24 protein-coding genes are annotated in these 25761 nt (G+C 46.2%); 11 read left to right on the top strand and 13 right to left on the bottom strand.

All coding sequences use genetic code 11. The features are described from left to right. Nucleotides 1–52: 52 nt before the first annotated feature. Nucleotides 53–1753 carry a sigma-54 interaction domain-containing protein gene (locus HF638_RS11320; RefSeq protein WP_169480280.1) on the bottom strand — a complete coding sequence of 567 codons (1701 nt, stop codon included), beginning with the start codon at nt 1751–1753 and terminating at the stop codon, nt 53–55. A 430-nt stretch (nt 1754–2183) separates the two neighbouring features. Here HF638_RS11320 and HF638_RS28885 point away from each other — a divergent pair, with 430 nt between their 5' ends. Next, on the top strand, nt 2184–2972 hold the full coding sequence (locus HF638_RS28885) for a BclA C-terminal domain-containing protein (protein WP_348982097.1): 789 nt from the start codon (nt 2184–2186) through the stop codon (nt 2970–2972). Between the two features lie 225 nt (nt 2973–3197). On the opposite strand, the gene HF638_RS11310 is transcribed toward HF638_RS28885, so the two are convergent. After that, nucleotides 3198–4121 (bottom strand): proline dehydrogenase family protein, encoded by a 924-nt coding sequence (locus tag HF638_RS11310; RefSeq protein ID WP_169480279.1) that lies wholly within the window; start codon nt 4119–4121, stop codon nt 3198–3200. A 282-nt stretch (nt 4122–4403) separates the two neighbouring features. Between HF638_RS11310 and pruA the strand changes: the two genes are divergently transcribed. Together pruA and rpoN are read left to right on the top strand one after the other, a co-directional pair. Then, a complete protein-coding gene (gene pruA / locus HF638_RS11305; protein ID WP_169480278.1) occupies nt 4404–5951 on the top strand; it encodes an L-glutamate gamma-semialdehyde dehydrogenase in 1548 nt (515 codons plus the stop codon). Nucleotides 5952–6073: 122 nt separating this feature from the next. After that, a complete protein-coding gene (gene rpoN / locus HF638_RS11300) occupies nt 6074–7378 on the top strand; it encodes an RNA polymerase factor sigma-54 (RefSeq protein WP_169480277.1) in 1305 nt (434 codons plus the stop codon). Nucleotides 7379–7510: 132 nt separating this feature from the next. Here the strand turns inward: rpoN and HF638_RS11295 are convergent, their stop codons facing one another. After that, nucleotides 7511–8944 carry an aspartate ammonia-lyase gene (locus HF638_RS11295; RefSeq protein WP_169480276.1) on the bottom strand — a complete coding sequence of 478 codons (1434 nt, stop codon included), beginning with the start codon at nt 8942–8944 and terminating at the stop codon, nt 7511–7513. Between the two features lie 325 nt (nt 8945–9269). Between HF638_RS11295 and HF638_RS11290 the strand changes: the two genes are divergently transcribed. The 3 genes from HF638_RS11290 to HF638_RS11280 all read left to right on the top strand — a co-directional run bounded on the left by HF638_RS11290 (nt 9270) and on the right by HF638_RS11280 (nt 12511). After that, nucleotides 9270–10547: a methyl-accepting chemotaxis protein gene (locus HF638_RS11290; protein WP_062832946.1), complete on the top strand. Its 1278-nt coding sequence runs from the start codon at nt 9270–9272 to the stop codon at nt 10545–10547. A gap of 197 nt (nt 10548–10744) precedes the next feature. Beyond that, entirely contained in the window at nt 10745–11590 is an 846-nt protein-coding gene (locus HF638_RS11285; RefSeq protein WP_169480275.1) for a hypothetical protein, read from the top strand. A 213-nt stretch (nt 11591–11803) separates the two neighbouring features. Continuing rightward, entirely contained in the window at nt 11804–12511 is a 708-nt protein-coding gene (locus HF638_RS11280; RefSeq protein WP_169480274.1) for a stalk domain-containing protein, read from the top strand. 114 nt (nt 12512–12625) lie between these two features. Here HF638_RS11280 and HF638_RS11275 read toward each other — a convergent pair whose 3' ends face one another. Beyond that, nucleotides 12626–13600 carry a ring-cleaving dioxygenase gene (locus HF638_RS11275; RefSeq protein WP_169480273.1) on the bottom strand — a complete coding sequence of 325 codons (975 nt, stop codon included), beginning with the start codon at nt 13598–13600 and terminating at the stop codon, nt 12626–12628. A gap of 231 nt (nt 13601–13831) precedes the next feature. Here HF638_RS11275 and HF638_RS11270 point away from each other — a divergent pair, with 231 nt between their 5' ends. Then, on the top strand, nt 13832–14593 hold the full coding sequence (locus HF638_RS11270) for a YwaF family protein (protein ID WP_169480272.1): 762 nt from the start codon (nt 13832–13834) through the stop codon (nt 14591–14593). 138 nt (nt 14594–14731) lie between these two features. Here HF638_RS11270 and HF638_RS11265 read toward each other — a convergent pair whose 3' ends face one another. The 3 genes from HF638_RS11265 to HF638_RS11255 all read right to left on the bottom strand — a co-directional run bounded on the left by HF638_RS11265 (nt 14732) and on the right by HF638_RS11255 (nt 17137). Continuing rightward, on the bottom strand, nt 14732–15526 hold the full coding sequence (locus HF638_RS11265) for an SDR family oxidoreductase (RefSeq protein WP_036612094.1): 795 nt from the start codon (nt 15524–15526) through the stop codon (nt 14732–14734). A gap of 206 nt (nt 15527–15732) precedes the next feature. Then, nucleotides 15733–15996 (bottom strand): YqkE family protein, encoded by a 264-nt coding sequence (locus HF638_RS11260; protein ID WP_169480271.1) that lies wholly within the window; start codon nt 15994–15996, stop codon nt 15733–15735. Between the two features lie 493 nt (nt 15997–16489). Beyond that, entirely contained in the window at nt 16490–17137 is a 648-nt protein-coding gene (locus tag HF638_RS11255) for a peptidylprolyl isomerase (RefSeq protein WP_211175596.1), read from the bottom strand. A 192-nt stretch (nt 17138–17329) separates the two neighbouring features. On the opposite strand from HF638_RS11255, the gene HF638_RS11250 reads away from it, so the two are divergent. Beyond that, a complete protein-coding gene (locus tag HF638_RS11250) occupies nt 17330–18607 on the top strand; it encodes an MFS transporter (RefSeq protein ID WP_481856154.1) in 1278 nt (425 codons plus the stop codon). An 89-nt stretch (nt 18608–18696) separates the two neighbouring features. On the opposite strand, the gene HF638_RS11245 is transcribed toward HF638_RS11250, so the two are convergent. The 3 genes from HF638_RS11245 to HF638_RS11235 all read right to left on the bottom strand — a co-directional run bounded on the left by HF638_RS11245 (nt 18697) and on the right by HF638_RS11235 (nt 19591). Continuing rightward, nucleotides 18697–18897 (bottom strand): hypothetical protein, encoded by a 201-nt coding sequence (locus tag HF638_RS11245; RefSeq protein ID WP_169480081.1) that lies wholly within the window; start codon nt 18895–18897, stop codon nt 18697–18699. A 39-nt stretch (nt 18898–18936) separates the two neighbouring features. Further along, entirely contained in the window at nt 18937–19308 is a 372-nt protein-coding gene (locus HF638_RS11240; RefSeq protein WP_145146336.1) for a hypothetical protein, read from the bottom strand. Between the two features lie 121 nt (nt 19309–19429). Continuing rightward, complete coding sequence (locus HF638_RS11235) at nt 19430–19591, bottom strand: hypothetical protein (protein WP_017690239.1); 162 nt, start codon at nt 19589–19591, stop codon at nt 19430–19432. 145 nt (nt 19592–19736) lie between these two features. Between HF638_RS11235 and HF638_RS11230 the strand changes: the two genes are divergently transcribed. Beyond that, nucleotides 19737–20018, top strand: a complete 282-nt coding sequence (locus HF638_RS11230) for a hypothetical protein (protein WP_062832955.1) — start codon at nt 19737–19739, stop codon at nt 20016–20018. A gap of 152 nt (nt 20019–20170) precedes the next feature. Beyond that, the gene (locus tag HF638_RS11225) at nt 20171–22069 is read left to right on the top strand and encodes a sensor histidine kinase (RefSeq protein ID WP_169480269.1); all 1899 of its coding nucleotides are present in this window, start codon (nt 20171–20173) and stop codon (nt 22067–22069) included. Between the two features lie 77 nt (nt 22070–22146). On the opposite strand, the gene HF638_RS11220 is transcribed toward HF638_RS11225, so the two are convergent. Both HF638_RS11220 and HF638_RS11215 read right to left on the bottom strand, forming a co-directional pair. Next, a complete protein-coding gene (locus HF638_RS11220; RefSeq protein WP_211175595.1) occupies nt 22147–22389 on the bottom strand; it encodes an NHLP leader peptide family RiPP precursor in 243 nt (80 codons plus the stop codon). Nucleotides 22390–22443: 54 nt separating this feature from the next. After that, entirely contained in the window at nt 22444–23391 is a 948-nt protein-coding gene (locus tag HF638_RS11215) for a hypothetical protein (protein WP_169480268.1), read from the bottom strand. A gap of 254 nt (nt 23392–23645) precedes the next feature. Between HF638_RS11215 and HF638_RS11210 the strand changes: the two genes are divergently transcribed. Beyond that, a complete protein-coding gene (locus HF638_RS11210; protein ID WP_169480267.1) occupies nt 23646–24383 on the top strand; it encodes a hypothetical protein in 738 nt (245 codons plus the stop codon). Nucleotides 24384–24420: 37 nt separating this feature from the next. Here the strand turns inward: HF638_RS11210 and HF638_RS11205 are convergent, their stop codons facing one another. Continuing rightward, nucleotides 24421–25674 carry an acyltransferase family protein gene (locus tag HF638_RS11205; protein ID WP_169480266.1) on the bottom strand — a complete coding sequence of 418 codons (1254 nt, stop codon included), beginning with the start codon at nt 25672–25674 and terminating at the stop codon, nt 24421–24423. Nucleotides 25675–25761 lie beyond the last annotated feature (87 nt).

Here is a 25761-nt window from a genome sequence, read left to right as displayed (position 1 = left end):
TTCTATCCATTCATTCATTCATATACCGATAATAAAGACAAGAAGAGGCTGGTCATAGACCAAGCCTCTTCATGCGATTATAGAGCGTTGCCCTGGAGATGCCGAGTTGCTTCGCGAGTGTTCGTTTGTTGCCACCTGCGGCCTCCAGATATTGAAGTAAAAGTTGCGCCTCATAGGTGTCCAATTTTTGCTGATAGGTATCATTGGAGACAAGAATGGAATCATCAGAATTTACCACATTCGCAGCGGTTCGAGGTTTTTGTTCCGTTCCCGTCATATGCTGACGTTGCTCATGTTCACTGTTGGTATGTGGGTGAATTCCCGATGTCAGCTGCACTTCGGACTGCTCTTGCACAATCAGGGAGAGAAGCGTATCGGGCAGGTAATCCGCCTTGACCTCACCATCTGTCGTCAGAATGGTCAGACGTTCTATTACATTTCTTAATTCACGAACGTTGCCTGGCCAATCATACTGGAACAGCAACTTGAACACCTCAGGTGGAACCAACTCAATATGACGGTTGTAGAGCAATGAGAACTCTTGCAGGAACGTCTGGGTTAATTCATATATATCTTCCTTGCGCATACGCAGGGGAGGGATAACAAGGTTAATGACGTTAAGTCGATAATACAGATCTTCCCGGAATTGATTGCGGGTAATCATGCTGAGCAGGTTCTGGTTGGTTGCGGCGATAATTCGGCAGTCGGCCTGTTTCATACGCGTTCCCCCCACAGGAAAATAACTCTTCTCCTGCAATACCCGAAGCAGCTTCACTTGCAATTCCAATGGCATCTCACCGATCTCATCCAGAAAAAGAGTACCCCCTTCGGCAAGCTCGATCTTGCCCTTTTTGCCTTTGGGATCAGCTCCGGAGAAGGCGCCCTTCTCATAGCCGAATAACTCACTCTCGAACAAGGAAGCGGGGATTGCCCCGCAGTTGATGGCGATAAATGGTGCAGTCTGCAATTCACGAAGATCATGAATGGCTTTGGCGAATAACTCCTTGCCTGTGCCACTCTCTCCGAGGATGAGTACGGTTGCTGAGGTGGTGCTGATCTTGCGGATGGTATCCAGACACTGGCGAATGACCGGGCTGCTACCTTTGATACGAGCAAATGGATCAGTGTCAGGACGCAGTCTGGCAACGGCTTTCTCCAGATGTTGAACTTTGGATGTCATATGTAATAGTTCCTGATGCAATCGGATTTCGGTTGTGATATCTACTTCCGCAGCTACTGCGCCCACAATGCGTCCATCTAGCTGAACCGGGCGGGCGTTAATCAGAGCGAACAGATCTGGTCTCGGCTGATGTTGTTTGCGATAGACTGTTTCGCCGGTATATAACGTCTTGAGGGACTGGAGGCGATCAGGCGGAAAAAAGTCTGCGGCAGGCTGTCCGATGATGTCATTTTTGCTAATTGAAAATACATGCTCCGCACCAGATGTCCAGTAGGCCACCTTGGCTTCTTCATTGATTAAGGTCAGTGCTGAACCTGCTGTTTCCAATGTGGTCTCAAAATAGGCCTCTATTAGCCGATGCGCATGCATCATGGCATGCAAAACATCGGATACGGCGATATATCCCAATATGGGTCCATCATCCTGAATGAACAGATAAGAAGATGTGTCGAATAAGGAGATAGTATCTGCCAGTGATGTTGAAGACGGTATGGTAGGCGTGGAGAGACCTGTATCCAGAGTGGCCATATCCGTACGCAATAAAGACATTAAATCTGGAAGTAGATGTTTCATTGGTATCACCTCAGTTGGGGTATAACGTTCAGAACTATACCTGTTACAAGGAATTCTTGTGATTTGAGTAAATGGAAATATTTGAGTGAAGATAGTTATCCATATTATAGCTTCCAAAATGAAGTGTGTATAGATTTTTTGACATGAAGCATACATAATGCATTCGAAAATAGTAGTTGAGTTTGTGGTATGTAATTATAATGCGCTTTCATTTTTAATATTTGGGTTTTGTGATTGGAAAATACTAATCAAGTGGGAATATGAGTGAGGTATGAGTTATTAAACATAACATTTGATTCGGAATGAAAGGTTATTTTTAAAGGTTAAGTGATTCTATGTACTGCCCACCCAGTTTGTCCACACCATTAAGAATCTTCTGAATAATACTATAAGAAGGACTGAACGAATTCAATCAAAGGAGGGTGATGAAATGGCTATTCTATCAACTGGGCCCATTGAGAATAGTATTTCAGGTATAACCGGTATCCGGCCGACTCAATCCGTTACGGTCAAAATCGATAACCGGAATGAGACAGAAATGTTCACGGTGCTTCTTCGGGGCTATTACCTTAATGGAGTCAGAACATTATATGTAGAAGAACTGCTCAATGTATCACCTAATCAGGTCATAACCAAAGATTATGATGGCAATTTTGATGCTTTTGAGTTTGTATTTTCAACCTCGGACACGGCTGCTGAGGAAGCGCAAATATCCGTATGGGGCAAAGGTGCTGAAGGCGAGTTAGTCACGGCTCACCGATTGGTATCCGAGGAGTTGTTGGGAGAGACTCAGAGTACAACGGGAAAAGGTTTATCCTCATATGCTTATATTTTTAATACTTCAGCTCAGACTGTTGCTACCGAAGCGGACATAACCTTTGACAGTAACCAAAATCTTACGAATATTACTCATACACCTAATACCGCTGAGATTAACATTGGTAATGCTGGGGACTACGCGGTATTTTTCATCGTTGCAGGTGTACAGGCAAACCAATTCACCCTTTATCAAAACGGAGCTCCTGTGGGTGGTAGTGTCTATGGTACTGGTGCGGGTACCCAACCCAATCCAGGAATGGTTATTATTACTGCTGCATCAAATGATGTGCTGACATTACGGAATCATTCCAGTGCATCAGCAGTTGATCTGCAGACCCTGGCAGGTGGAACACAGATCAATGCCAATGCCTCTATTCTAATTCAACAACTAAGCAGTTAAACTTTTCGAGCTTGTATTTTTGATTAATAAATGGATGTGTCTAGAAAAATAGACATTTAAAATTGGGGTTGCTAATTTTTTAGACATTATGAGATGAACCGGAGCAAAGAAAAATTGGATGCTCTGGTATGGTGTTCGTCCAGAAAAACCATGTGCCTTGAAAGATAGAGGCAACATGGTTTTTCTTTGTCTTTGTTCATTTATATATTGATTTAGCTGAGATAATTATCGGAACATATTCTTAACAACCATCCAGAGATTAGCCGGTTTTTCGGCCAAACGGCGGGTGTAGTACGGATACCACATGGTGCCATAAGGCACGTAACAGCGAATCCGATAACCTTCTTTGGCGAGACGTTCCTGTTCGCTCATGCGCAGACCATATAACATCTGAAATTCAAAGGCATCCGGTGATATTCCGCGGTCTTTGGCGTATTGTTTGGTCCAGCTGATGATGTGATCGTCATGCGAGGCAACCGCTGTGTATACCCCCTGATCGAGATGATTGCGAATCATCGTTTTGAATTGATGAATGACTTCAGAAGCATTCTGATAGGCCACAGATCCTGGCTCTTTGTAAGCTCCTTTGACCAGACGAAGCCGGATGCCTTCCCGAATCATATCCCGCGTATCTTCCTCGGTGCGATGCAGATAAGCCTGCAATACTGTGCCTGTATTATGCAGTCCTTCCGAGTGCAGTCTACGCACAATGTCCAGCGTCGCTTGAGTAAATGGGCTATCCTCCATGTCTATTCGGACGAACAAATCATGCAGCTTGGCTTGTGCGGCAACGGTACGGATATTTCGATAGCCCTCGTCTGGGTCGAGTGCGAGGCCCATCTGGGTTGGCTTCAGCGATACGTTGGAGTCTGCCTTCTCACGTGCAATGCCTTCTACCAGTCGTACGTATTCATCCCTGTATAATGCCGCTTCGCTGAGGCGGGTGATGCCCTCGCCCAGATGATCGAGCGTAGCCATGATGCCCTTGTTGTTGAGTATGCGGATCTCTTCGAGAGCTTCCTCCAAGGTATTGCCTGCGATGAACTTGCCTGCCAGCTTTTTGCCGTATTTGATGGACAGGTTCTCCACAGCTTTGTTGCCTGCCACGGTCAACAACGTTTTACGATATATTTCCGTTCCCACGCTCATCTTCGTTTCCTCCTTATTCCTTCTGTATCCTTAATTCAAGCAAGATATGTGCCAGATGTGGCGATGGTTTACCATTTTTATTTGAAAGAAAGCTGCATCGGAAGGTTATTCTGTCATCGGAGTGGCCCGTGTGAATTTTCTGTAGTTGAATGTAACGAGAAAAATATTTCAATCTCAACCGGAGTTGGCACGGATTTTGCTACATATATTTGGTGAAGAGTACCATACAAATTAATTCAGGCGAGCAGCCAGCGAACCCACATCCTGAAGGAGGAATCATTCATGAATATCCCTTTTGTTAACGAACCATTCACACCCTTTGCGGTCCCGGCGAACCAGGAAGCATTCGAAGACGCACTTCGTCAGGTAGAAGCTGAACTTGGGCGGGAATACCCGATTATTATTGGGGGTCAAAAAATAACAAGTAGCCGCACGTTAACTTCGGTGAACCCCGCAGCCAAGAATCAAGTTGTCGGAACGATCCATCAGGCTGATCAGGAATTGGCCGAAAAGGCCATTCAGACAGCAGCGGAGACATTCCACACCTGGAAACATACCGACCCGAATGAACGGGCCCGTTACCTGTACAAAGCAGCGGCCATTATGCGCCGTCGCAAGCATGAGTTCTCCGCATGGATGGTCTATGAAGCTGGCAAGACTTGGCCTGAAGCCGATGCGGATACAGCGGAAGCCATTGATTTTATGGAATTCTATGCACGGGATATGCAGCGACTGAGTGAACCGCAGCCTCTCGTGCGGATTGCAGGGGAAGATAATGAGCTGAGTTATATTCCGCTGGGCGTTGGTGTGGTCATTCCACCTTGGAACTTCCCGCTGGCGATTATGGCAGGCATGACTTCGGCTGCATTGGTATCTGGCAACACAGTAGTCTTGAAGCCTGCCAGCACAACTCCGGTAATTGCGGCAAAATTCATGGAACTGCTCGCAGAAGTTGGCGTGCCGGATGGCGTCGTGAACTTTTTACCAGGACCAGGCAGTGAAGTTGGCGATTATCTCGTGGATCATGCGCTTACCCGTTTTATTAGCTTCACCGGTTCCAGAGATGTAGGACTGCGAATTAATGAACGTGCAGCCCGTACCGCTCCAGGTCAGAAGTGGATCAAGCGGGTCATTGCAGAGATGGGTGGCAAGGATTCTATCGTTGTAGACAGTGACAGTGATCTGGAACTGGCGGCAGAGTCCATTACCGCTTCGGCATTTGGTTTCTCAGGACAGAAATGTTCGGCGTGTTCCCGTGCCATTATTCATAAGGATGTATATGATGAAGTATTGCAAAAAGTGATTGAACGGACACAGAAACTAACGATGGGCAGTCCACTTGAAGTGGGCAGTCAGGTCGGGCCAGTTATCGATGATAAGGCCTATGCGAAGATTACGGAATATATTGAAATTGGTAAGAGTGAGGGGCGTCTTGTGCATGGTGGCGGTACCGGGAACGTTGAAGGGTATTTCATTGAACCAACCATTATTGCGGATGTGGACCCGAAAGCCCGGATTGCGCAAGACGAGATTTTTGGACCTGTGCTTGCATTTATCAAAGCAGAGTCCTTCCAGGACGCACTGGATATCGCCAATAATACGGACTATGGCCTGACTGGCGCGGTGATCTCACGTAATCGTGAACATCTGGAACAGGCAAGACGGGAGTATTTCGCGGGTAATCTGTACTTCAACCGGAAATGTACCGGAGCACTGGTGGGCACGCATCCATTTGGTGGATTCAACATGTCGGGCACGGATTCCAAGGCAGGTGGAAGAGATTATCTGCTGCTGTTTACACAGGCGAAGCTCGTATCGGAGAAATACTAAACTAATTATCCATGATCCGACTAAAAGAGTGCTTACAATCGCTTGAATAGTATGCTATTATCCCTGCAAATGCATTTGTTCGGATATGCTTATTACCCAGCAACGCATAAGGAGGGATACGGATGTTAGGTGTTCAGTTGGTACAGGAACAACGTATTCGGCTGTCCATCACGCCGGAGATGAAACAATCCTTTCATTTGCTAACCATGTCGGGCCAGGATCTGACCCGTTATTTGCAGGATGCGGCGGAGGAAAATCCGGTGCTTGAACTGGAAGAACAAGCTGCGCCTCTCGCCCGGATTCCGCGCCGAATGGATCAGCGCAGATATGCTTCCTATGATCCACTGCTTCAGGCCAAAGGTGCTGAACCTACATTGGAACAATTGCTGATTGCACAAATTCGAGTGATGACACTTCCAAATGAATTGGAAAATATAGCAGTATATTTGGCAGGATGCGTTAATGATGATGGATATCTGACGGTTGAACTGGCAGAGGTGCAAGCAGCAGTTGGGCTACCGATGAGCGAGGTTGCAGCAGGACTGGAGCTTCTCCAGTCGCTGGACCCCTCAGGTGTAGGGGCGCGGAGTCTGCAGGAATGTCTGTTGCTGCAGATCAGGCGTGATCCATCGGCTGCGCTGCATGCGGAGCGAATGGTGGAAGCGGGATTGGAAGCACTGGTTCCTTTTCACCCAGGTCGAACAGGGAGCCGATTAGGTATGACTTCACGAGAAGCTCAGACTGCCTATGACTATATTACACGTCTGGATCCCAAGCCCTGTCGATCCATCGGATGTACGGAACGGCCACATTACATTATTCCGGATGCTATTGTTGGATTGCATAATGGGGAGGCTCATTTCAGTTTGCATGCAGCTGGTAACCCTCGTGTATCCATGAATGAAGCATGTTTCCGTTGGATCAGGGATGAGGCGCCAGACGAAATTTGGTCTACTCGCGCGGCAGAAGCGAGGGCTATCATTCGTAGTGTACACCAGCGGCGCAGGACGTTAATGCGTGTGCTGGCGGCCGTGATGGAAGAGCAGAAGCACTTTTTGGTCGAAGGACCATCGGCGCTAAAACCGCTTAAACTGGCTGTAATTGCAGAGAAGATTGGCATGCATGAATCAACGATAAGTCGTGCCGTGAACGGAAAATATATAGACACCCCGCATGGTGTATATGAACTCAGAGCTTTTTTTGCCTCAGGAATCGGTACAACGTCAGGGGATAGAACATCAGCGTCAGCAGTAAAACGGAGATTAAAAGAAATCATTCGCATGGAACAGACCCATCGGCCGCACTCGGACAGTCAATTGGCGACACTGCTCGCTGAGGACGGGATTATCATCTCTCGCAGAACGGTCACCAAGTACCGGGAGGAGCTTCATATTCTGCCTTCCCTTGAGCGCAAACGGTGGGCTTAACGCAGTAGCAGACGTAGTTTGATCGCTGAATACAAAAGAACCCCTGCAAACCGGATCAATGGTTTGTGGGGGCTCTTTGTGATGTTATTCATGTTTGATCTTCTGCATTCCTGCATTAGATTTCCTGATTCCCTACATGCGTTCCATATTACGCAGGAAGTGTTCTCCGGCAATACCTGGCGTCGTCATCTGCTCCGGATGAAGAATTTCTTCCAGTTCTTCCGGTGTCAGCAGTCCGCGTTCCAATATGATCTCCTGCAAAGTAAGTCCAGTCTTGAGTGCTTCCTTCACGATGGAAGCTGCCACATCGTAACCCAGATGCGGATTCAGCGCGGTAATGACACTGAAGCTCTGCTTCATGATTAATTCGCAGCGCTCACGGTTGGCTTCCATCTCTTCTACCGCATAACGCGTGAAAACATCAATGCCGTTATTCATAATTTTCAGCGATTGCAGCAAGTTAAATGCAATAACTGGGCCCATGACATTCAGCTCGAATTGACCGGCTTCACATGCCATACAGATTGTATGGTCGTTCCCCATCACCTGGAAGGATACCTGGTTGATAACTTCCGCCATAACCGGGTTCACTTTGCCTGGCATAATGGAGGAACCTGGCTGACGAGGTGGCAGACGTAATTCATTGAATCCTGCACGCGGACCTGAAGCCATCATGCGAATATCATTACAGATTTTGGACAGGCTGACTGCACATACCTTGAGTGCTGCTGAAAGTTCCAGATAGGCATCCGTGTTCTGCGTCGCATCCACGAGATCTTCTGCTGTCTGTAGTGGTAGTCCGGTAACATCAGACAGGTGCTCCGTAACCTTGACGATATATTCGGGTTTCGCATTGAGGCCTGTACCTACCGCAGTTGCACCCATATTAATAGTAAGCAGGCGGCGATTGGCGAATTCAAGACGCTCGATATCCCGTCCGATTACGCGGGCATAAGCTCCGAATTCTTGTCCAAGGCGAATAGGCACAGCATCCTGAAGATGGGTACGGCCTACTTTAACCACATCGTTGAATTCCTCTTCTTTTTTACGGAACGCATCCTGTAGTCTTTTCATGGTAGCCAGTAACGTTTCGGATAGTCGATACGCCGCAATACGCAGTGCTGTAGGCACCACGTCATTGGTGGATTGAGACATGTTCACATGATTATTAGGATTGCAGTGGAAGTAATCTCCCTTGCTTTGCAATAACAGTTCGAGTCCGCGATTGGCGAGAATTTCGTTCATATTCATATTCATGGAGGTGCCTGCACCGCCCTGAATGGAGTCCACAATAAAATGATCCAGATGATGGCCTTTCATCATTTCTTCAGCCGCCATGACGATGACATCGCCAATTTTGCTTGGTAGCATTTTCAGCTCCATATTTGTAACTGCCGCAGCCTTTTTCACCGCGGCCAGAGCTGTGATCAACTCCCGGTGTACCGGAACGCCGGTAATCGGGAAGTTCTCCACGGCCCGCACCGTCTGAATGCCGTAATAGGCATAAGCAGGTATTTCTTTTTCACCGATAAAATCTTTCTCCGTCCTTGTGGACATAGTAGACATTTCGTTCGCCTCCAGTGGCATCCAATAAATAGGTCAGCTCCGGCATTGCCGAAGCGCACTCAGTATATCATTTAAGCAAAATGGATGCCAAGCTAAATCATTTCGCCTAATTTGCCGATAATAATTTAAATTAAGGATTTATTTTACACGTAGTTCATCATTAAAGGGGGCTGAAAAGCTTGTCTTATTCATTATGCACTATATGGTAGAGAAGTCATGCATGAACCATAAGCAGGGAGTGGATAGAACGGTTTCAGTGATGTATGTCACATGATATTTAGTACATGATTGGTAAAATAGGAAAAAAGGACTACGGGGTGTAAACATGAAATGGACTTTAGGCGCAAAGACAGTCGCGGGTTTGGTACTGATCTCAATTATTACGTACGGAACTAGCGGCTTTTTTATATTTTTCCTCCAGGACTGGCTCTCATTTAACATGCCAAGCTGGTTGTATATCTCCATCATCCTTGTTATGGGGGTGTGTTGGAACGGGATTCTCGGATGGTTCGCCTCTCGCTGGCTAACTCGTCCAATTGTTCAGCTTTCTCGTGCGGCACAACAAGTTTCATCCGGGGATTTGACAACCGAGATTCCACAGCGACGTGCGCAGGATGAACTTACTGTATTATATGATGCTTTTCGCGTAATGGTTTCTAATCTCAGAAGTATTGTAAACGATATCGCAGACAGTACACGTACAACATCACAGAACGCCCAGTCGCTTAGTGAAGCGATTACGCAAGCTGCTGAGCAGATCGAGATGATGTCGGAAGCGGTGGATCATATTGCGGTGGGAGTAGAAGAACAGAAAGTTACTTCTCATCAGTCTCTGATTACTGCGGATGAGATGTTGAACGACTTCCAGCGTATGCATAGCCAGTCGATGGGCATGACAGAGATGTCTGGTCAGATGGAACGATCGGTGGATCATACGAAACAGACCTTCTCATCCCTGATGAAAGGAATGGACGAGCTGGCCGAGTCTCACAATCGTTCTCGTGACATTATGCTGTTGCTGGAGAAGGAAGCCTCCGATATCGAGGTAATTACCCAGTCTGTCAAAAATATTGCTGAGGAAACAGGGCTGCTTGCCCTGAATGCTTCCATTGAGGCTGCACGAGCTGGCGAAGAAGGTTCTGGTTTTGCAGTCGTGGCGCAGCAGATCCGCAAGCTGGCAGACGAAAGTAAGGAATCGGTACACCGTATTAATGAGTTGATTAGTCGTGTGCAGCAACGGATCAGGGAGACAGCCCAACTGTCTCATGAGCAGCATGGACTGGTGGTTAATGAATCCGAACGGACGATCTCTGTGGATCAGACGCTGCATGAACTGACAGGTACGGTGGAAGTATTTATGAAGGGTGCACATGATATCGGTTCCAAGATTGCAGAACAGACAGGCCGCGTGGAGCAAACGCATGGTCATGTGAAGAAGATCCAGGGGAAAGCCGGATCGTTCTCGGATGAGGCAAGGCGAATCATGGATGCCGCACACGAAGAGACAGCCATCATGGAGGAGATTTCCTCTTCGGCTGAAGAACTCAGACAGTTAACAGATCGATTAATGGACAAAACCAAAGCATTCCGGATGCAGCCTTAAGCTGTGTTCGGAATTTTTTTTGCTTTTTAAAAATAATGTTGCCTTGAGAATTTGCTTATTCTGGTTAAAGCCGAACGTTCTTTCGTGAAAAGAGAAATATGTAAAGATTTTTTTTGAAAGATTAACAAATTCGCAACTTGCAGGCGATAAATGAAGATATAATAGGATTATCACAACAGAAGAAGGAGCCCAGTATATTGAAAACTTGGACAGGTATCCTGCTGATGATTATTTTGGCGGTAGCTACGATTAGTACAACTTCAGCTGCCAGAACCATGAATGAATCGCAAAAACAGCTTAACATAGATGATCAATCCAGCCAGACCGAAGTGGTCGAGGCTTCCAATATAGATAAAATGCATGACGCAGCGAATACAATTAAAGAGTCTATTTCCGTTAAAGAGCAGTACGTTTCAGTTGCTTCGGAAAATGAGAATATTAGATTATACCCTATGAAAGTTGAGGGTTCAGGATATATATATAACGGAATGATTTTGGAAGTGGACGGCAAGACACGAGAATTTAGTGATTGGCAAGGAGAAGGCGGGTCTTACAAGCCCGAAGTACACGAGCTGGATCTGAACGGAGACGGACAGAAAGAGATTGTTGTTCTGTACACGGAAGGTCATGGAACAGGTATTTATTTGGGACAAGCACGTATTATTAATCCGGTGACGCTGGAAGAGATGAAGATGCAATCTCTCGATGAGATCGTGAAGCAGCATGTGCAGTCGAAAGTTACGGTTAGATCAGACCGTGTGGATGTTGATGTCACCGTTGATGGCGTTCAAGCAGAGCCTTCACGGATCGAGGAAGACACAAGTGGTGGCGAATATAACGAAGAGTTGGGATTCGGTGGAGTGACGTATTACAGTGTGGAGGATGGTAAGCTTGTCGTATCAGCAGCAGGATCTTATGGTTTGGGTCTATACGCTGGTGATCTGACATTTGCTTATGCGTATCAAGATGGCGAATGGAAGGCCGCAGATCTGAAGTACAGCATGGAAATATATGAAGAAGAATATTATGAATCCTTTGATTGAGATTTAGTGAACAGTTGAACAGAATATCTCCTTTCTGCCTTTGCGGACAATGGGGAAAAGGACGAGGCTGAAAAAAATCGTGACATACAGCCTCGTTTTGTGCTGCCCAGACATAGGAAATGTGTACTAAAAATGCAGGGAATAATTGACATGATCACTTTAGTCGTTTAAATGTATAAAGGACAACTCATTTAACGTTCAGGAGGGATTTTGATGAAGAAGAAGGTTGTACTGGGTTTAATGGTAGGCACATTAGCGCTTGGAATCGGGACAGGTGCACTCGCAGCAACAGGGCTGGAACCAATTAAAGCTTATTTGAACAGCAAGATTACGCTGAAAATGAATGGTGCTAAGGTGACAGCCAAAGATGCAAATGGTAAAACAGTGTTGCCCATCACGTACAATGGGACGACTTATTTACCTGTGCGTGCGGTGGGTTCATTACTTGGGACAGAGATCACTTATGACAGTGCAACCTCTTCGGTGTTGATTGGTGGGAATAATGGTTCCTCGCCATCTGAAACCGATAAACTTACGCTCAGTTCACTCGGAACATCTGTACTTGGGACATCCGCATGGCATACTAAAGATCCTGCGGAGACCACTTACAAAGGCAAGGATTATAAAGATGTATATCTGCATACGGATTCCGTGAAGCAAGGGAACGACTTCCAGATCATGACGGGCAAAACGTATTCTTCCCTGCATCTGGAACTGGCCGCTCTTCAAGGTAATCAGGAGATACAGGTAATTAACCAGGACAATACGGTTCTCAAAAAGCTAAGTTTAGCGCCGGGAAGCGGCTTGGTAAGCCTGGACGTGGATGTATCAGGCACTGAAGCTGTTTTTGTTGAGATTGTTTCAGAAGATCCAGGTTCATCGCTGTTTGTGCCGCTTACAACATCGTATTTGGTTAAATAAAATAGACGTAAAAAAACGATTATCAACGATGATGTTGCTGGATCAAGTCCATCACACACATTGTGATAATCGTTTTTATGTTTATTCAGTTTAAACCACGTTGGTCATGTGAAATTAACGGATGACGGTGTCTAGCGGTTTAAGATTAGCTTCAATCTCGGCACGGCGACCTTCGAGGAATGGCGGCAAGGCAAGTGATTCTCCCAGATGTGCCAATTCTTCGTCTGTATCAAATCCCGGACCATCGGTTGCCAGCTCGAACAGAATACCGTTCGCTTCACGGAAATACAGGGAGCGGAAGTAGAAGCGGTCTACAAAACCGGAGCTTGGGAATTGGAAGTTATGAACACGTTCCACCCATTGTCTCAGTTCTTCCTCATTGTCCACACGGAACGCAACATGGTGCACGCTGCCACGTCCAGGGCGTTCTTGTGCAAGATCGTTACGTTCTTCAACATGCACCTCGGAGCCACTGCCACCTTCACCGGATTCAAAAACGAGTACATCAGGTTGACCTGGAGTAAAGGCAGGGTAACTTCCTTTTGCTCTGAAACCAAGCAGTTCGGTGAGAACCGGTGCAGTGAGGGAGGCGTCTTGTACCGTGAGATGGATGGGGCCAAGACCTACAATGCCATACTCGGCAGGCACAGGGCTCTGATCCCATGGTTTACCACCAGCGACACCTGTATTTTTTTCATCCGAAACCAGAATCAAACGTTGTCCTTCAAAGTCCGTGAATGAGAGCGTGGCACGACCACCGCGTTCAACAATCTCTCCATGATCAACTTCGAATTCGTCAAAACGCTGCTGCCAGTACGTAAGTGCCGCATCACTTGGCACACGCAGTGACGTTGCTGAAATGCTGTTCACGCCTTCACGAGTCTGTCCTGCCATCGGAATTTCGAAGAAGGTAAGCTCGGTACCCGGATTACCTTTCTCATCGCCATAGAAGAGATGGTAGACGGACACATCGTCCTGGTTGACTGTTTTCTTGATCAAGCGCAGACCCATGATATTGGTATAGAAACGATAGTTCTGATCGGCGTGTGCTGTTAGGGCAGATACGTGGTGAAGTCCTTTGATTTGCATAATAATTCCTCCTAGTTAGGTTTTGAGTACGATATATTTTATTTCGGTTAAGAAAGTTACTAACTTTTCGTTTGTTTTGGTTCTGAAATTATCTTAACATAAAGATATTTAAATAACAATCCTTATTTAGAATTCCAACTGGACAGCTCTTTCATTCAGTGGCAAAATGAAAAAGTTAACATTAAAGAGAGATAATGTTGGTGAGATGATCGCAAAGGAGAGAAGAGATGTATGGCGTATCCACCATGGCTGGACCCTTATGATGCAGAGCCGTTTATTCTGTTCTCCACTTCACATATCGTTTCCATTAGCTTAATTACAGTATTGATTCTCCTGATGTTTTTGCTTCGACACCATCTTCGGTCATGGTCAGAGAGGGCACGCCGCACACTGCGGATTGTTCTAGCCTGTATCATGTTTGCCTGTGAAATCGTGCTGCAACTCTGGTATGTGTATGGAGGGATATGGAGCCTGCAGACGTCTCTGCCACTCGAACTATGCAGTTTGTCTTTGTTATTATCGGGGGTATTATTACTCACACGCAGTCGTTGGTTACATTCTGCACTGTTATTTGCAGGCATCGCAGGAGCCCTTATGGCGATTCTGACGCCTAATCTGGGTTATGGTTACGCGCACTTTCGATTAATTCAATTTTTCGTCGCTCATGCCTGTATCATTTTGGCTTTACTCTACATGACGTGGGTGGAACAACTGCGACCTAGCTGGAGATCTGTGGCGGGTTCGATGATCTTTGTTAATGTAGCGGCACTCATTGTATACGTTGTGGATGTCTTGCTTGATGCGAATTACATGTTCTTGAGATACAAGCCGAGTACACCCTCGGTGCTGGATATGCTAGGTCCTTATCCCGTGTATATCCTTGGGGAAGAGATACTGGCGCTGGTCTTGTTCTCGCTGATGTACATTGTGCTTTTCGCCATCCCAGACCGTTTGAATCATCGTGTGAAAAAAGGTAAAAGCTCCTCGGTATAGTGGTGATCCTTGTACTTGCGCCTGCTTCGTATCATGATCCTTTAGAAATAAAACATCTCGCAGTAATCTGACCAACTCAGATCGCTTGCGGGATGTTTGGGCGTTGTCCCTGAATTGGGCCAACGCTTATTTATATTTTTATCCACGGAGCAGAGATTCCGCACCATCCACGTAGATTCGTGTACCTGTAACATGAGAGGCTTCATCGGAAGCGAGGAACAGAACGAGGTTCGCCACTTGCTTCGACGTTCCGGGTTCGCCCTTAAGCGGATGTTCATGACCTTCAGGGAATTCAACGGGAATCTGTACTTCTTTCAGATCATCTGACGGATAGGTATTATCATCAATGTTGGTATCGATGGCACCTGGGCAGACGGCGTTTACACGGATCTTATAACGAGCCAGCTCCAGTGCAGCCATCTTGGTAAACGCAGTTTGTCCCGCTTTGCTGGAAGCGTATGCAGAGAACCCGATACCTGAGAAGACCCGGTTACCATTGATGGAACTGGTAATAATGATACTGCCGCCATGTTCTTTCAGATGGGGGATGGCATATTTGACGGTTGCGAAGGTTCCGCGCATATTGATCTCCATCGTCTGGTCCCAGTCCTCGATTTCCATCGTTTCAATCGGGGCCATCGTTCCGTTAATGCCAGCATTCGCAAATATGATATCCAGTTTACCTGCTTCAGCCGCAGCCTGATTGATCGCCTTCTGCACGTTATCCGGTTTGGAGATATCACATTCGATCACATACGCTTCTCCGCCAGCCTTTTCAATGGTCTGCTTCGTTTCCTCTGCATTTTCGGGTGTACGATCCAGCATGTACACTTTGGCTCCGTGCTCGGCGAAACGAATAGCGGTAGCCTGACCAATACCCGATCCACCTCCGGTTACAATCGCTACTTTGCCTTCCAAACGTTGTTCTGTCATCTCTGATCCCTCCATCGTATAGATTATCGTTGTACCTTCTACTTCTACATACCCGGCTCAAGACTGGTGAATCAATATGTGTCTATATCAAAAAGAACAGGCCCGCAATGCGGCCCTGTTCTGGGAGCAGATCATCTTCATGATCTGTCTGGTGTAATATTATTTTGGCATGTGTGATAGGAGACACCCCTAGGTCATGCCCTGGTTTACTTATGTTTCTTCCAGTCTATTGTGCTGTTATTGAGCAAATATTCGAAGTCGTTATCCCGGCGCTTTTGCTCCGCTTGGCGAGCTTCTTCTGCTTGCTGACGTTCCTGCTCTTTAACTGCTGCTTCGGCAGCTTTTGCCTCATCTGCCTGAGCTTTCAGCTTTTCTAACACATCACTGCTAAGTAGATCTTTCAGTGTTGTGGGTTTATCCTGTGCTACTGCTGCTTTGGGTGCAGGAGTGCGTTTTTTGGATTTTGCCATAGGAAAATCTCCTTTCCAAACATGAATCAGGTTCCATTTATCATACAGTAGTCATAGTATATCAGGTTCCCGGAATTCATTCCATGAATCTGCGGAACAAAAGCAGGAAAACGGGGTATGCGTGACGAATGAAAACGGGTATAAAATCATATAATAATACCGATACTGCGACTATTCCCTGAAGAAAGGAGTCGTTGTTCGTGGAAGTAAACCGTAGTTTACTGAAAGGGCTTGCATGGGGCGTTGCCTTTAGCTTCCCGTTATGGATTGCGATTATCGGCTGGTTACGTTTGATGGGATGGATGTATTGAGGATGATGCCGGAAGAGGTCCTTTTTTATAAAGTCAGTTATGTAACCGCTATCATTAAATTCAATAAATAAAGCTCTGCCTTGCGACATTCGCATAGGTCAGAGCTTTTATTTGTTTAGCAGTTCATTAACTCATTAATGAGATATAAAAATGAGGTTTCATCTGTTTGGCTAAGCAGCTGATTAAGGCACTTTTACCGGCTCTGGATACTCCAGACCATGGGTATCTACCGTAACTTTTTTCATGACTTGATCGGCAACCGGTTTGTCAGCTCCACCTATTTCTTGAGCTGCTATACCATCAACGACTTCCATACCTTCTGTTACCTTGCCAAAGGTGGCATATGCGTTATCCAGGTAATCCGCGTCAGCTAGCATAATGAAGAATTGGGAGCCAGCAGAATCCAAATCATTTGTACGCGCCATGGAGATAACCCCACGCGTATGATTCAGGTGGTTTTTGTGACCATTAGATGTAAATTCACCCTTAATCGTGTATCCAGGGCCTCCTGAACCGTTGCCATCTGGATCACCACCCTGAATCATAAAGCCGGGAATGACCCGGTGAAAGATCAGGCCGTCATAAAAGCCCTGGTTCGCTAGTGAAATAAAATTGTTCACCGTATTGGGGGCAATTTCCGGATATAGCTCGATGACGATTTTCTGTCCATCCGCCATTTCAATGGTAGCTACCGGATTAGGGCCCGTTGGTTCAACAGGAGCCGGTGTTTCCGTAGCGCCACTGGAAGGGCGTCCACAACCACTAATGACGATAAGCAGCATCGCGAGAACCAGCGAAACCACAGTGTTTTTTCTCCACCGTAAAGACATGAAAACGTTCCTCCTTGCATCTCTGCATTATATATTTTCTCCAAATCATATTTGGATATTTACCCAACTATCATACCGTTTTTATGGACAGGATGGCAATGCAATACGTGTGGTTGTGGTGAACAAGGGATGGTCTTCGTGGAATCATGGGTGTAAAATAAGGAAAATGCTTCCGCATCGGGGACGACGGGTCTGTTCCGTCCGCTCCAATACACGGCAGTCCCGACGTCAGTAACGGAAAGGGCGTGCGGGTATATGAACTTCTCGTGGAAGCGCAATCTGGTGATTTTATGGATTGGTGTATTTTTTTGCAGCACCGCGTATTCGATCTCTATTCCATTTCTACCCCTGTTTCTAAGTTCCGATCTGGGGGTTCGTGATCATCTGGAGTTATGGGCGGGACTGGCCTTCGGCATTACGTTTCTTGCGAGTGCGCTCGTGTCGCCGTTCTGGGGATCACTGGCTGACAAATACGGGCGTAAGCCCATGCTCATCCGGTCAGGATACAGCCTTGCCGTCTTATATTTAATTAATTATTTCGTGCAGGACCCGTATTCGCTGATTGTTGTTCGATTGTTCCAGGGCCTGCTTGCAGGATTTGTTCCAGCAGCGATTGCTCTTGTAGGCACGAATACACCTGAAGAGAAGACAGGGTATGCACTGGGCATCATGTCTACTGCGGGAGCCACAGGTGGTATTATTGGACCGTTAATCGGTGGTGTGGTGAGTCACTATTATGGGAACCGGAATGCATTTTTGTTTTCGGCTATTGTAGTGTTAGTCTCCGCGATCATCGCAACCTTTTGGGTAAAAGAAGAGAACTTCAACCGGAACAAAGCGCGTTCCCATGTCATGGATGACATTCGTGAAGCGAGAGCGAATCGTTTGTTTATGACAGTGCTGGGCATGATGGGCATATGTACGTTCTCCGTCATGATTCTGGAGCCACTATTGACGGTCTACGTGATGGAAATGGGCGTTCAGCCTGATCGCGCCTCACTCAGCTCGGGTATCATTTTCTCGGCGGTAGGTGTAGCAACAGTTATTATGGCACCGCGTTGGGGCAAGATTGGTTCAAGGATTGGATACGGTAAAGTTCTGATCATTGGACTGGTTGGTGGGGCAGTAGGGAATCTTCTGCAGTTCTTTACAACAGGTTATATCGGATTTGGTATTTTGCGATTTGTATATGGTTTATTCTTCGCGGCTGTATTTCCGGCAATTAACGCCATGATTGTGCAGGCTACTGCATCTAGTTTTAGAGGTAGAGCCTTTAGTTTGAATCAGTCCGCTGCCCAGATCGGCACGATGGCGGGGCCAATCATTGGTGGTGTTCTCGGTGGCTGGCTGCCGATTCGCTGGATTTTTATCATTAATGGAATTGCGCTGTTAATCACTGCGATTGTAGCGAAGTGGTCGGGGTTGGATCATAAACTGCCTGGAGCAGGCAAGGTTTCCGCTAAGCGGTGAAGCTGAATTGGGAATAGAAAGTGAACTAAAGATAACGAAAAAGATGACGCTGTTGTTACAGACGTCATCTTTTTTAGGTCTATACGGATCTATATTGATTGGTTGTCCGAAGAGGGCTTACGGGAAGCCTTCTCTTTAGGAATGGCATGCTCAACCGCATCGCGTTGATCCTCATCCTCAAGTGCTTCGGGGAAGGAGTCCTCAGTGAAGAGTCCAAAGTCTGGATCAATATCCCGTTCGGTCACGAGATTATCCGGTTCATGTACATGCTTTTGATGATCTTCCTTCATCGTGTATGCACCTCCTCGTTCAGGATGTCATCACAGCCGTTAGCGTCGCGGTGGAATGTCGTTCTCCGGCTTGGCATCCGCACCAGCGCCATTGAGCAGATCGGTACCATGCAATGCATCCGGATCGGGTGCAGCAGGATCAACCGGACTGTTGGGTTGCAGAAGATCTGCATCCGGTACAGATTCCAGCGGTGTCTCAGCCAAACGTGAATCCAATTCCGGCTCGTCCACAGCGGTTGCGGCTACGGGTGCCAGATCCGAATCTTCCGTTACAATTCGTCTACCCGAAACTTCATCAAAGGTATCCATATCGCCTTCTGGAACTTCCGTCTCTGGTGGAATATCGCGGGACCTCTGATAACGGTCATAATAGCGGTCGCTCTCTTCGTTACTGATCGGTTTGTCAGACATGAGTAGCACTTCCTTTCATCTCGGTTTCTCAAAAGCTTCTTACCCCGTAGTTACCCAAAGCGCTAACGTTGTAATCTTGCACAGGTTATTATCCCCGGGTGTTTGCTACGATATGAATGCCTTAGAATTTGGGGAATACATACTTGACCAAGAAGTATAAGAATCCAAAAAAGATAATGATGTACGCGGCATATTTAATAAATGTGGAAGCGACCATACTTGAATCTGATTTATGCTGAACATCCTTATGTTCCACCTCAACCGTACGATGTGGCTCATTCATTGGAATCATCTCCTTAGGGTGTGTGTTTGCTTTGAGAAACCATTACACCCGAAGCAACGGATTGAATCGCAGCTACCGTTTTTACAGCTTTTCCTCTTTTGCCTATGTTATGATGAAGTATGAATATGTAAGGGAGGGATTTCAAGTGGACTGGTTCACACTGGGCAATATGATCACACGCATCCGTATCGGGCAAAAGGCGTCCACACCCGGGTTCTCCCGTACCGTCATCCGTCGTCCGGATGGGTTGTTTTGGGTAGGCGGTATATGGTCCGGGCAAGTTGTCCAGCTGCGGGATTTCCTTTTTTCTGATATATGGACCATCTATGATGATGAAGAAACAGAGCAGTGGCTTGAATTCCGCAGTCAAGTTGAACAGAAGGAACGTGAAATGATAGAGAATCAGTTCGAAGATCTGCGTGATTGATTGAATGATTTTAACAATAAAATGGAAATAAAACTATAAATCGACTTAAATGTGAATTTCATTTTATCTCAAGAAGGTGACGTGACAAACGGTGGCGAATGATAGATGAGAGAATCTAAGATAGGGAAAATTAGAACTTTGAGGTGCTGTGAATGAAAAATGTGCCCAAAGCTATCGTCATCTTATGGATGAGTGTATTGATTATTCTAGGTATGCCGCATGGGATAGTCTTTGCAACTACAGGAGAGGTTCAACAGCCTGTATCCATTGCAGGATGGGAAGTAAAATGGGGGAACGTTGACGATCAGGGGTTCATCAGTGAAGTTAAGGGAGCAGACGAGATATGGGAAAAGCAGGGTGTCGATAAGTTAGAGTATAGCAGTACAGATCGATCGAGCTCCTTATGGACTCGCCTGACCATCCCTGAATTGACTGAGGAAAGTTCAGCCATTCGATTCGAGAACATTAAAGGCAATCATATTGTGATCTATCTGGAGGACCGCAAGGTCTACGAGAACTACCATTACAATTATGATAATAATGCTGTGTTGCTGCCCTTATCCAATGAGAATTCAGGTGACACGCTCTATGTATGGTCGCAAAATGAGAAAGGCCGTTTGGGCATACAAGGTACCGTTCAAGTTGGACCGTATGCCGCTTTACAGGAGAAATATATCCATAACGGGCTTATTGATGTCATCTTGGGCGCGACTTTTGTCTTCACAGCGATTACGATGCTGAGTTGTACGTTCTTTCTGGGCAAATTCCACAAGGGATTGTGGATCTCGCTATGCATCGTGATGGGCTCCATCGGCACGATGATCATCACGTACTCGCAATTTTTATATACGTTCTACCAGGTATATGGTGACCTGTATTCCGTAGTCTTTGATCTGGCGATGCTATTGGGTATGCCAGCGCTCTGTTATTTCTTTGAACAGATTATCGGGCCAGGTCTGCATGGAATCTTCACCAAACTACGAAAAATACAATTCATATATTCAGTTGTTGCTGTGTTCTCTCTATTTATCTATGTTACTTCAGGCGGACAATGGGAGTTCCTCTACAATCTGCTCGTACAGCGTGTGGTGGGCATGGTGCTTGTCATCCTGCTGACAATTCTGTTGGTTGGTACCATCGCCAAAGCGCTACAACGAAACCGGGAAGCGATGCTGCTTGCGACAGGATTCGGTACATTTGCCTTGATCAGTGTGGCTGAATTGTTGTGGTACTATCAGCGGAGTGGTTCATATCATCTGTTATGGTGGAAATGGTCGATGGTTGCATTTGTGATCTCGTTGATTGCCATTCTCGGAAGTCGTTTTGCTGAAAAACATACCAAAGTGCTAGAGTACTCCAAAGAACTGGAGTTGTTCAACAATGAGTTGCAGCGATCTGAAAAAATGGAGATTATTAGCGAACTGGCTGCTTCCGTTGCCCATGAAGTACGTAATCCGCTTCAGGTGACAAGAGGGTTCCTGCAGCTCATGACAGAACAGGAAGACAACAAAAATAAGGGGTATGTTCGAATTGCGCTGGAAGAACTTGATCGGGCTTCCGGCATCATCACGGACTTTCTTACCTTTGCCAAACCTGAGTTTGACCACATTATCTCGCTCAATATCTCGGATGAATTCAATCATATCGAAGGTATTCTTGTACCGATGGCTAATCTCGAAGGTGGCAAAATCACCACCGACATTCCGCCAGATCTATATATTCGGGGCAATTCCTCGAAGTTCAAGCAAGCTTTTATCAATATCATCAAGAACAGTATTGAAGCTCTGCAGGGACAAGGCCAGATTGATATCTGGGCGTATAAGCAGGATGGAATGATTAAGGTGCATGTCAGGGATAACGGAGAAGGAATGGACGAGGAAGCACTCTCCCGGTTGGGCGAGCCTTATTTCTCCAACAAAATTAAAGGCACAGGCCTCGGCATGATGGTGACTTTTCGCATTGTTGAAGCGATGCAAGGACAGATTAGCTTTACAAGCACCAAAGGGGTAGGAACAGAAGCGGTTGTATCTTTCACCGAGTTCGTCGAATGACGGACTCACAGAAGGATACAACCGCTTTTTTTGTTCCGACCCCTGATTTCTTACATTACAAGACTAGCTCACCCGATTTAACTTCTCCAAGGTCCACAATTCACATCATAATTTACTTTGGAAGGGTTGGGAGGTATGACAAGAACATAGTCATTCTGCTGCTCCTCAACGGTACGTACCTGAATGTGCTCCGGAATTACGATGCCGAACGCTTCACGAAGCGCCTGCTTCGGATTGGAGTGCAATTGTTGTCTGAAGTGCTCGTCACTCCAAGCCTTTTCAATAATATCCTCATGCAACGTTTTCTCTGATACCATCATCGTCAACATTCCCTTCATATTTAAAATTAAACTGAATCAGCTTCATCCTTGTGCTCAGGATTCCAACTGTTGCTCGCTGATCCAGTGATGAAACCCGCCTTGGAGGAGCCGTTTCTTCCGTTGTGTAATGTCCTGAACAGCTTGTACTAAAGTACTGCATAGATAGGAATTAAACGTCTCAAGATGCGATATACCTGAGTTAGATGATGTTAATATACGATTATATTGATAAGCAATGTCTACGTAAGAGTTCATGAGTTGTGTATTGTATACATTGTCATGTATACGTTCGCTAAGAGGATGAGCGGGATAGTTGTGATTCAGTGCTTCGGATATGTGGGAGAGGTAGCTGTTGTAGTTTCCATGCACAGCATCTTGTTGCGTGTCTGTGAAGTCATCGGTCATCTGGAGTGTCATGAGTGTGATATTGATGCCAGAACACACCGGGATTATCCGGTCGGACTGTTTTTGCAGAAGCAGTGCACCCGTAGCTCCAATGAGCAGAGGAGCAGCCTTTTGCGCAATCAACAAGGGATTATTTTGAAAGTAATCAATGGAATGTTCACCTGTAACACTTACGGCCCAATCCACTACATATTGTCTGAAATAGATCCAGAATGTGGAGGAAGGATCGAATAATTCCGAGTAAGATTGAAGTGCATCCATGTAATATAAATTACCCACGGATAATTTCCATGTGGCATCCTCAGGTTGTTCATCCATCACGTCATCCTGATTCAGAAAATATAACATGTGAATGAGGCAGGCTGTACTTAATTGGTGTGCTTTTTCTTGGGGTAGTTTGTCTGAGTGTTGCATCCAGAGTGGAATGATGTACCCGATGTAACTGTGTCCTGAATCTCGTAACAGCGGATTAACCGAATACAGTTGTTCCAATGCATATCCTGACAAGGGTTCGGGATATTTCCGTACGAGTTGTTCCGCTGAAGCAAACACGACCTCCAGATCGGATCTAAACGGATCTAACCATTCTCTTCGCATCGTTACATATCGTCCTTCCTGCGATAAGGTAATCCAGGACTGTTCAACTATATCAGTGTAAATAATATGTAGTTCAACTGATATAGATCATGAAGTTACACTCAGTATAGCGGAAATAAACTGAAAAAAATAGGATTTTTTGTGATCAATTGTGAGAAAAATGATGACTTTTTGTATTTTATGGCATAAAAAAGTGGATTTTAGGCTCAAACTAGGGAGGCATAGGATTTCGACATCGGAAAGGCGGCAGAAAAATGAACATGAAATGTAAAACATGGATAGCAGCCGGATTGGCAGCTATAGTCATAACAGCAGGAACTGGGCATGTGGCATTCGCTGATCCAGCACTTCGGATTGAGGAACATAACGATGCATCTAAAGCTTCTTCGTCCGCTAAACAAGCAAAACCATGCATGCAGGCAGGACATGGTTTGTTTATGATCGGTGAAACGGCAGACCTGCTGGGGATTGGTCTTCGGGATCTGAAAGCACAGATGGAGCTGGGCAAGACGTTGTCCCAGATTGCCAAAGAGCGTAAAGGACTTAGTGAGGAGCAGTTACTGCAGAAGTTGAAGCCTACATTGGCGCAGCGTCTGGATCAAGCCGTAGAAGAAGGTTGTCTCACCAAGGAACAAGCAGCAGCTACCAAGGCAGACATGGATACCAAATTGAAAAAGGTCATCAATACCCCGCTTCGTGATTTGCGGCGTGAGTTTGCCCACCATGGCAAACGTTCCATGGTAGATAAGGGTGAAATCGCCCGTTTTATTGGAGTCACACCCGCTCAACTGCACGAGCAGCTTCAGGAAGGGAAGTCCCTGGCTGAGATTGCTCAGGCAAAAGGCATTAGCGAAACACAGCTGGTGGACAAGCTGAAGGAACAATTGACGGGTGATCTGAAGAGGTTTGTGAATCAGAAGGGCAATGCGCATCCAGCCCCAGGTCACCAAGAGCCTGTTCCCGGAAGATCAACTTCGACCGAAGTAAAATAAAGAAGAGCGTCTCCACAACGGGGACGCTCTTCTTGGTTTATAATGTCTCACTCGTTCCCGGACTACGAGTGTGGCCGGGTGATGGAGTTCGCTCAGTTGAATTTCTTTTGTCCGCAGCAGCAGATGAATTTGGGCTTAAACGTGGTTTACGCATCAACCCTACCGTGAAGCGGGAGCCAGGAAGTTTGGATAGTGTGTAACTGATCGCAAGGGCTATACCAACCGTTACAAGGAATGAGAGTAACGTTACAGGCAGATGCCATCCACCGAGTTGAAGCGGTCTCGTAACGTAAGCGATCGCGTAGATCACCAGTGCATGAACCAGATATCCGCCAAATGAATAGCGGCCAATCCAGGATAACAGGCGCTGAAACCGTGTATCTTTGCCCTGCATCAGTACAAGGAAACCATACAACATGAGCATCTGAGCCATAATGATGAGGAATGTGGTTGGTTTCAAATAAGTAGAGATATTCAAATTAACAACATCCCCGGAACCACGCAGCACATCGTATCCAAGCCAAATGTACATCCCTATAAACAGACAGATTGTCCATGGCAATATCTTCGTGCTCCAACTCCTCCAGCTATCCACTGACCAGGCACACACGGCACCCAGTAAAAAGTAGAACCAGTACATGATCCATGAATAGGATCGATATTGTAGCAACGCGGACCAGGGCTCAGAAAGTGATTCTGTCCAGCCACCCATATTATAGTAAGACCATTTCATAAGCAGAGCATAGAATGCTGCTGCAAAGAGAATTAGCGCCATAATGACTTGCATGGGCTTGAAACGTGAGGCGTTCTGAATACGCTTCTGAATGGCTTTCGCTCCCGCCAGGAACAAGGGGAACAGAATATAGAACTGAAACACCATAATGACAAACCAGAGATGATATCCCGTCTGCGGGACAAACAGTTCACGAACAAGACTGCGAAAGTCCGGTATGCCTGCAAGCCAGAACTGGGGGGTAAAGATACGGACAGCAAGCCAGTAGATGAGTGTCCATACGACAAACGGCATATAGATATCGCCAAATCGCTTTCGAATGAAGCGAGGATATTCCGGTTTGGTATTACGGTGATGGTAAAACAGCATTACACCTGATAGAAATACAAACGTTGGCGTACCGAATCGGGTCAGATGATAAATCATAGTCAGCATAATGGAATCCGGCTGCTCAATATCGGCACGATAGATATACTCAGCAATATTATGCTGCATGACGATCGCCAGAAAGGCAATGCCCCGCAGCTCGGTCCATTCCGCTATGCGCGGTTTTTTCACATGTAATCCTCCCTCCAGGAACCGGAGTTCATCATATAAGGGTACCTGTTAAACATTAAGGCTGCATTAAATGGAGAAAATAGGTAC

The organism is Paenibacillus sp. SZ31 (assembly GCF_012912005.1).
Lineage (GTDB): Bacteria > Bacillota > Bacilli > Paenibacillales > Paenibacillaceae > Paenibacillus.
Note: the sequence above shows the minus strand (reverse complement) of the source record. Positions and strands in the feature narration are given on the sequence as shown.